Raw genomic sequence first — 5,065 nt, forward strand, 5'->3', positions numbered from 1 at the left:
GGGCCGGCGCGGTGGCGCCGACCGGGGGGACCCCAGCCTAACCAGGGCCCGCCCCGAGCGCATCGGACGCGGCGTCCGCGGCGACCACCGTCAGGTGATGTCCCGGCGGCGCATCGTCCAGAAGGCGGCGATCAGCACCAGGGCACCGCCCAGCCCGAGCACCAGCGCGGAGTCCTGCCAGGTGATCAGCATCTCCTTCGGATTGCACTGCCCCTGCGCGAAGTCACAGGACCGGTAGTCGATCAGCTTCCACTGCTTCTGGAACCACGCCAGGGCGTAGGTGGAGAGGACGTAGCGGTCCCCGAAGCGCACCCCCGCCATCGCGACGGCGATCCGGATGCCGACCTCGCTGATCACGCCGACGCCGACCGCGGCGCCGAGCGCCATCGCGGTGTGCCGGCCGAGCGAGGCGAGCGCGAAGGCCACCGCGCCCACCGCCAGCACCAGGGCCAGCGCCCGGACGCCGCTGATGGCGGTGGACTGCCAGACCCCGGACGTCATCTTCGCGGTGCTGCCCCGGTACGTGCCGATCAGCCAGAAGGCCAGCGTCCAGAGCGCCCCGAGCACGACGCTCACGCCGAGCACGGCGGTCAGCACGGCGGCCAGCTTGGTGCCGAGCACGGCCAGTCGTTTCGGGCGCCAGAGCAGCAGGTTCATCATCCCGCCGGAGCTCCACTCGGCCCCGACGAACGACGCGCCGACCAGGAACGCGAAGAGCGCGACGGCGCCCGCGAAGACAGCGATGAAGTTTCCGAACTCGCCGCGGAAGTCGAACTGGTACGGCAGGTTCCACTTCGGGTCGAACATCTCCGGCTGCGGCTGCCACTGCCGGCCGCAGTCGGGGCCGTACCGGTCCTCGGTCTTCTCGCCGCGCGCGACGGCGGCGTCGCAGTCGGCGACCGATTTCTCCCAGTCCTTCACCGCCTGCCGGTAGTCGGCGTCCGACTTCGCCTGCGCCTCCGCGACCACTGTGGGGGAGAGCTTGTGGCTGGAGAAGCTGAAGGCGGTGGCGATGCCGGCCAGCCCGAGGACGAGCAGCACCAGCAGCAGCCGGGTGAGCCGGCGCTTGGCCAGCCGCCGCAGCTCGGTGACGTACAGGCTCATGCGCCCAAACCTCCCCCGGTGCCGCCGACGCCCGGCTCACCGACCTTCGTGGACTGGTCGACCTGCCGGTGCTGGCCGGGTACCGGCGCGGTGGCGGTCAGTTCGAGGAAGACGCTCTCCAGGTCGACGGCGACCGGCGCCAGCTCGCTGACGTACAGGCCCTGCTCGGCGAGGAGGCGGCTGACCGTGGCCGGCTTGTCGACGCCGGCGAGCATCAGGTGGTCGGGCTCGGCGGCGACCCGCACCCCGGCCCGGGTGAGCACCTCGGCGGCCTGCGGAAGGTCGCTGACCGCCTCCACGCGGACCCGGACCGCGCCCTGCGAGTGCTCCGCGAGCACCTGCTCCACCGGGCCGAAGGCGACCCGGCGGCCCAGCGAGATGATGGTGACCGAGTCGCAGATGAGCTGGATCTCGCCGAGGATGTGGCTGGAGAGCACCACGGTCATGCCAGCGGCGGCGAGGTCCCGCATCAGGGTGCGCATCTCGCGGATGCCGCCCGGGTCGAGGCCGTTGGCGGGCTCGTCGAGGATCAGCAGCTTGGGGTTCTTGAGCAGCGCGGAGGCGACCGCGAGCCGCTGCTTCATGCCGAGCGAGTAGGTCTTCACCCGCTCGCCGGCCCGGTCGCGGAGCCCGACCAGCTCGAGCACCTCGTCGACCCGCTGCCGGGGCAGTTGCCCCGCTCCGGCGAGCAGGCCGAGGGTGTCCCGCGCGGAGAAGTGCGGGAAGAACTGCGGACTCTCCACGATCGCCCCGACCTGGCCGGCGACCACCGGCAGCGCCTGCGGCACCTCGTGGCCGAGGATCGCCATCCGGCCGCCGTTCGGCCGGATCAGGCCGAGCAGCGTCCGCAGGGTCGTGGTCTTGCCCGACCCGTTGGGGCCGAGGAAGCCGTGCACCTGGCCCGCCTCGACCCGCATGTCGAAGCCGTCGAGCGCGTGCCGTACCCCGCGCCGGCGACTCCGGTACGTCTTGCGGAGACCTGCTATCTCCAGGACAGCCGACAAGCTGACCTCCCCCGATGTGTGATGGTGACAGCGGACACCATACGCGGTATGCAGCGAGAGACAATACCGGGTATGCATCGGGATTTCCCGGATTCCGCCTCAGGCGCAGATGACGTGCACGCCCGCGTCGCGGAAGGCCCCCACCACGGCGGAGGCCGCGCCGGAGTCGGTGACCAGGGTTTCCACCCGGTCCACCGAGCAGATCCGGGCGAACGCGTGACCGCCCAGCTTGGACGAGTCCGCGATGATCACCACCCGCTTGGCGCGGGCGACCATCAGGTTGTTCATCGCCGCCTCGCCCTCGTGATGGGCGGCGGCGCCGAGCTGCGGGTCGATGGCGTCCACGCCGAGCAGGGCGATGTCCAGGGTCACCTCGCGCAGCAGCGCCCCACCCAGCGGGCCGACCAGCTCGAACGACTTGGGCCGGACCACGCCGCCGGCCACCACCACCTTCATCCGCGAGCGGACCAGCAGCTCGTTCGCGATGTTCAGGGCGTTGGTGACCACGGTGAGCTGGGCACCCTCGGCGCTGGTGTTCAGATCCGGCCGGACGGCCAGGGCCCGGGCCACCTCGGTGCTGGTGGTGCCGCCGTTGAGGCCGACCACGGTCCCGGGGGTCACCAGCGCCGCGGCGGCCGCCCCGATCCGCTGCTTCTCGGCCGAGTGCTTGGCGGTCTTGTAGCGCAACGGCAGGTCGTACGAGACGCCGTTGGCCACCGCGCCGCCCCGGGTCCGGGTGATCATCTGCTGCTGGGCGAGCTGGTCGAAGTCACGCCGGATGGTCGCCTGGGAGACGTCCAGGCGCCCGGCTGCCTCCTCGACGCTGACCCGACCGCTGTCGGTCAGCATCTCGAGCAGCGCGTTCCATCGGGCGTAGCGGTCCACCGCGGGGGCCTCCAGAGACTCTGCACGAAGGGTGATTGATTGCGTGCACAGTAGTGCGCGAAACTGCCGGTACGCAAAACCTTGGGCTGCGCGATCTGGGAGCTGGTTGCGAGGGCCGCCCGGGCTCGCGCAGAATAACGCGCGAAAGACGGCCATAACGAGCCGCATTGCGCAACGGTCTCCCCTGCGAGGAGTTGTCATGGCACACGTGCACGCGGAGATCGCGAGCCAGCCCGACTGCTGGCGGGAGGCGGCGCAGCTCGCCCCGGCCGTCGCCGACCGCCTGCCGCGCCCCGGCGAGCGGGTCGCCGTCGTCGGCTGCGGCACGTCGTGGTTCATGGCGATGGCGTACGCCGGGCTGCGCGAGCACGCCGGTCAGGGCGAGACCGACGCCTTCCAGGCCTCCGAGTTCCCCGCCGGCCGCCGCTACGACCGGCTCATCGCGATCACCCGCTCCGGCACCACCACCGAGGTGCTGGAGCTGCTGTCCGCGCTGCGCGGCCAGGTGCCCACGACGGTGCTCGTCGGCGACCCCGGCTCCCCGGCGGTCGCGCTGGCCGACGCGGCGGTGACCATGCCCTTCGCCGACGAGCGGTCGGTGGTGCAGACCCGCTTCGCCACCACCGCGCTGGCGCTGCTCCGCGCCCACCTCGGCGACAACGTGGGCGCGCTGGCCGCCGACGCCGAGGTGACCGTCCGGGCCCCGCTGCCGATCGACCCGGCCGGGATCGAGCAGGTCACCTTCCTCGGTCGGGGCTGGACCGTCGGGCTGGCCCAGGAGGCCGCGCTGAAGTGCCGCGAGGCGGCCACCTTCTGGGCCGAGGCGTACCCGGCGATGGACTACCGGCACGGCCCGATCTCGGTGGCCGCCCCGGGCCGGCTGGTCTGGGCGTTCGGGCCGATCCCCGACGGGCTGCCCGAGGACGTCGCCGCCACCGGGGCCGCGTTCGTGCACAGCCGCACCCATGGCTGCCACACGGTGCTGACCAGCTGGGCGGCCGGGCGTACCCCGGTCGACCCGATGGCCGACCTGATCCTGGCCCAGCGGTTCGCCGTCGCGCTCGCCACCAGCCGCGGCCTCGACCCCGACGCGCCCCGCCACCTGACCCGTTCCGTGGTCCTCGCGTGACCGCAGCCACCCAGGTCGTCGTCGCGCTGGACGTGGGCGGCACCGGGATGAAGTGCGCCCTGGTCCGCCCGGACGGCGCGGTGGTGCACGCCGAACGGCACCCCACCGACGCCGGGCGCGGCCCGGACGCCGTGGTCGACACGGTCCTGGAGGTCGCCGAGGGGCTGGCCGGCAAGGCCCGCGCCGACGGGCTGACGCCGGTGGCCTGCGGCATCGCCGTACCGGGGGTGGTGGACGAGGCCCGCGGGGTGGCGGTCTGGTCGGCGAACGTGGGCTTCCGGGACGTACCGCTGCGGAAGCTGGCGGAGGCGCGGCTCGGCCTGCCGACGGCGCTCGGCCACGACGTGCGCGTGGGGGGCCTGGCGGAGGCCCGGCTCGGCGCCGGGCAGGGCAGCGGCCACGTGCTCTTCGTCGCGATCGGCACCGGCATCGCCGCCGCCCACGTGGTCGACGGGTCGGCCGCCGTCGGCGCGCACGGCGCCGCCGGGGAGATCGGCCACATCCTGGTACGCCCCGACGGCCCGCGCTGCGGCTGCGGCCGCCCCGGCTGCCTCGAGGCGGTGGCGTCGGCCGCCGCGATCGGCCGCCGGTACGCGGAACTGGCCGGTGACCCGGCGACCGCCGCCGAGGTGGCGGACCGGGCCACGGCCGGTGAACCGCTGGCCGGCCGGGTCTGGCGGGAGGCCGTCGAGGCGCTCGCCGACGGGCTGGCCACCGGGCAGGCCCTCTTCGACGTGGCGACCATCGTGATCGGCGGCGGGCTGGCCCAGGCCGGTCCCCGGCTGCTGGACCCGCTGCGTGGGGCGCTGCGCGAGCGACTGACGTTCCACCGGGAGCCACGCCTGGTCGCGGCGGCCCTGGGCGACGAGGCCGGCTGCCTCGGCGCCGCGCTGCTGGCCCTGGACGCCCGACCCCGGCCCTGACCCGCCCACCCGGACTGAGG

5 protein-coding genes are annotated in these 5,065 nt (G+C 73.8%); 2 read left to right on the forward strand and 3 right to left on the reverse strand.

All coding sequences use genetic code 11. From position 1 onward, the window contains the following. Positions 1–90: 90 nt before the first annotated feature. From DKT69_RS31410 to DKT69_RS31420, 3 genes are all read right to left on the reverse strand, one after another. Positions 91–1,104, reverse strand: a complete 1,014-nt coding sequence (locus tag DKT69_RS31410) for an ABC transporter permease subunit (RefSeq protein ID WP_109805053.1) — start codon at positions 1,102–1,104, stop codon at positions 91–93. Continuing rightward, positions 1,101–2,108 carry an ATP-binding cassette domain-containing protein gene (locus DKT69_RS31415; protein ID WP_109805054.1) on the reverse strand — a complete coding sequence of 336 codons (1,008 nt, stop codon included), beginning with the start codon at positions 2,106–2,108 and terminating at the stop codon, positions 1,101–1,103. The genes DKT69_RS31410 and DKT69_RS31415 overlap by 4 nt, the downstream gene beginning before the upstream one ends. Before the next feature lie 99 nt (positions 2,109–2,207). Beyond that, complete coding sequence (locus tag DKT69_RS31420; protein ID WP_109805055.1) at positions 2,208–2,993, reverse strand: DeoR/GlpR family DNA-binding transcription regulator; 786 nt, start codon at positions 2,991–2,993, stop codon at positions 2,208–2,210. A 199-nt stretch (positions 2,994–3,192) separates the two neighbouring features. Between DKT69_RS31420 and DKT69_RS31425 the strand changes: the two genes are divergently transcribed. Then, the gene (locus tag DKT69_RS31425) at positions 3,193–4,122 is read left to right on the forward strand and encodes an SIS domain-containing protein (RefSeq protein ID WP_109805056.1); all 930 of its coding nucleotides are present in this window, start codon (positions 3,193–3,195) and stop codon (positions 4,120–4,122) included. Further along, positions 4,119–5,045, forward strand: a complete 927-nt coding sequence (locus DKT69_RS31430) for an ROK family protein (RefSeq protein WP_109805057.1) — start codon at positions 4,119–4,121, stop codon at positions 5,043–5,045. Before DKT69_RS31425 ends, DKT69_RS31430 begins: the two co-directional genes overlap by 4 nt. The last annotated feature ends 20 nt before the right edge of the window (positions 5,046–5,065 follow it).

The organism is Micromonospora sicca (assembly GCF_003172935.1).
In the GTDB taxonomy this organism is placed as follows: domain Bacteria; phylum Actinomycetota; class Actinomycetes; order Mycobacteriales; family Micromonosporaceae; genus Micromonospora; species Micromonospora sicca.

What these genes read in the sequence shown, in the direction of transcription:
- DKT69_RS31410 (WP_109805053.1), bottom strand. Translation starts at nt 1,104, where the DNA reads ATGAGCCTGTACGTCACCGAGCTGCGGCGGCTGGCCAAGCGCCGGCTC.
- DKT69_RS31425 (WP_109805056.1), top strand. Translation starts at nt 3,193, where the DNA reads ATGGCACACGTGCACGCGGAGATCGCGAGCCAGCCCGACTGCTGGCGG.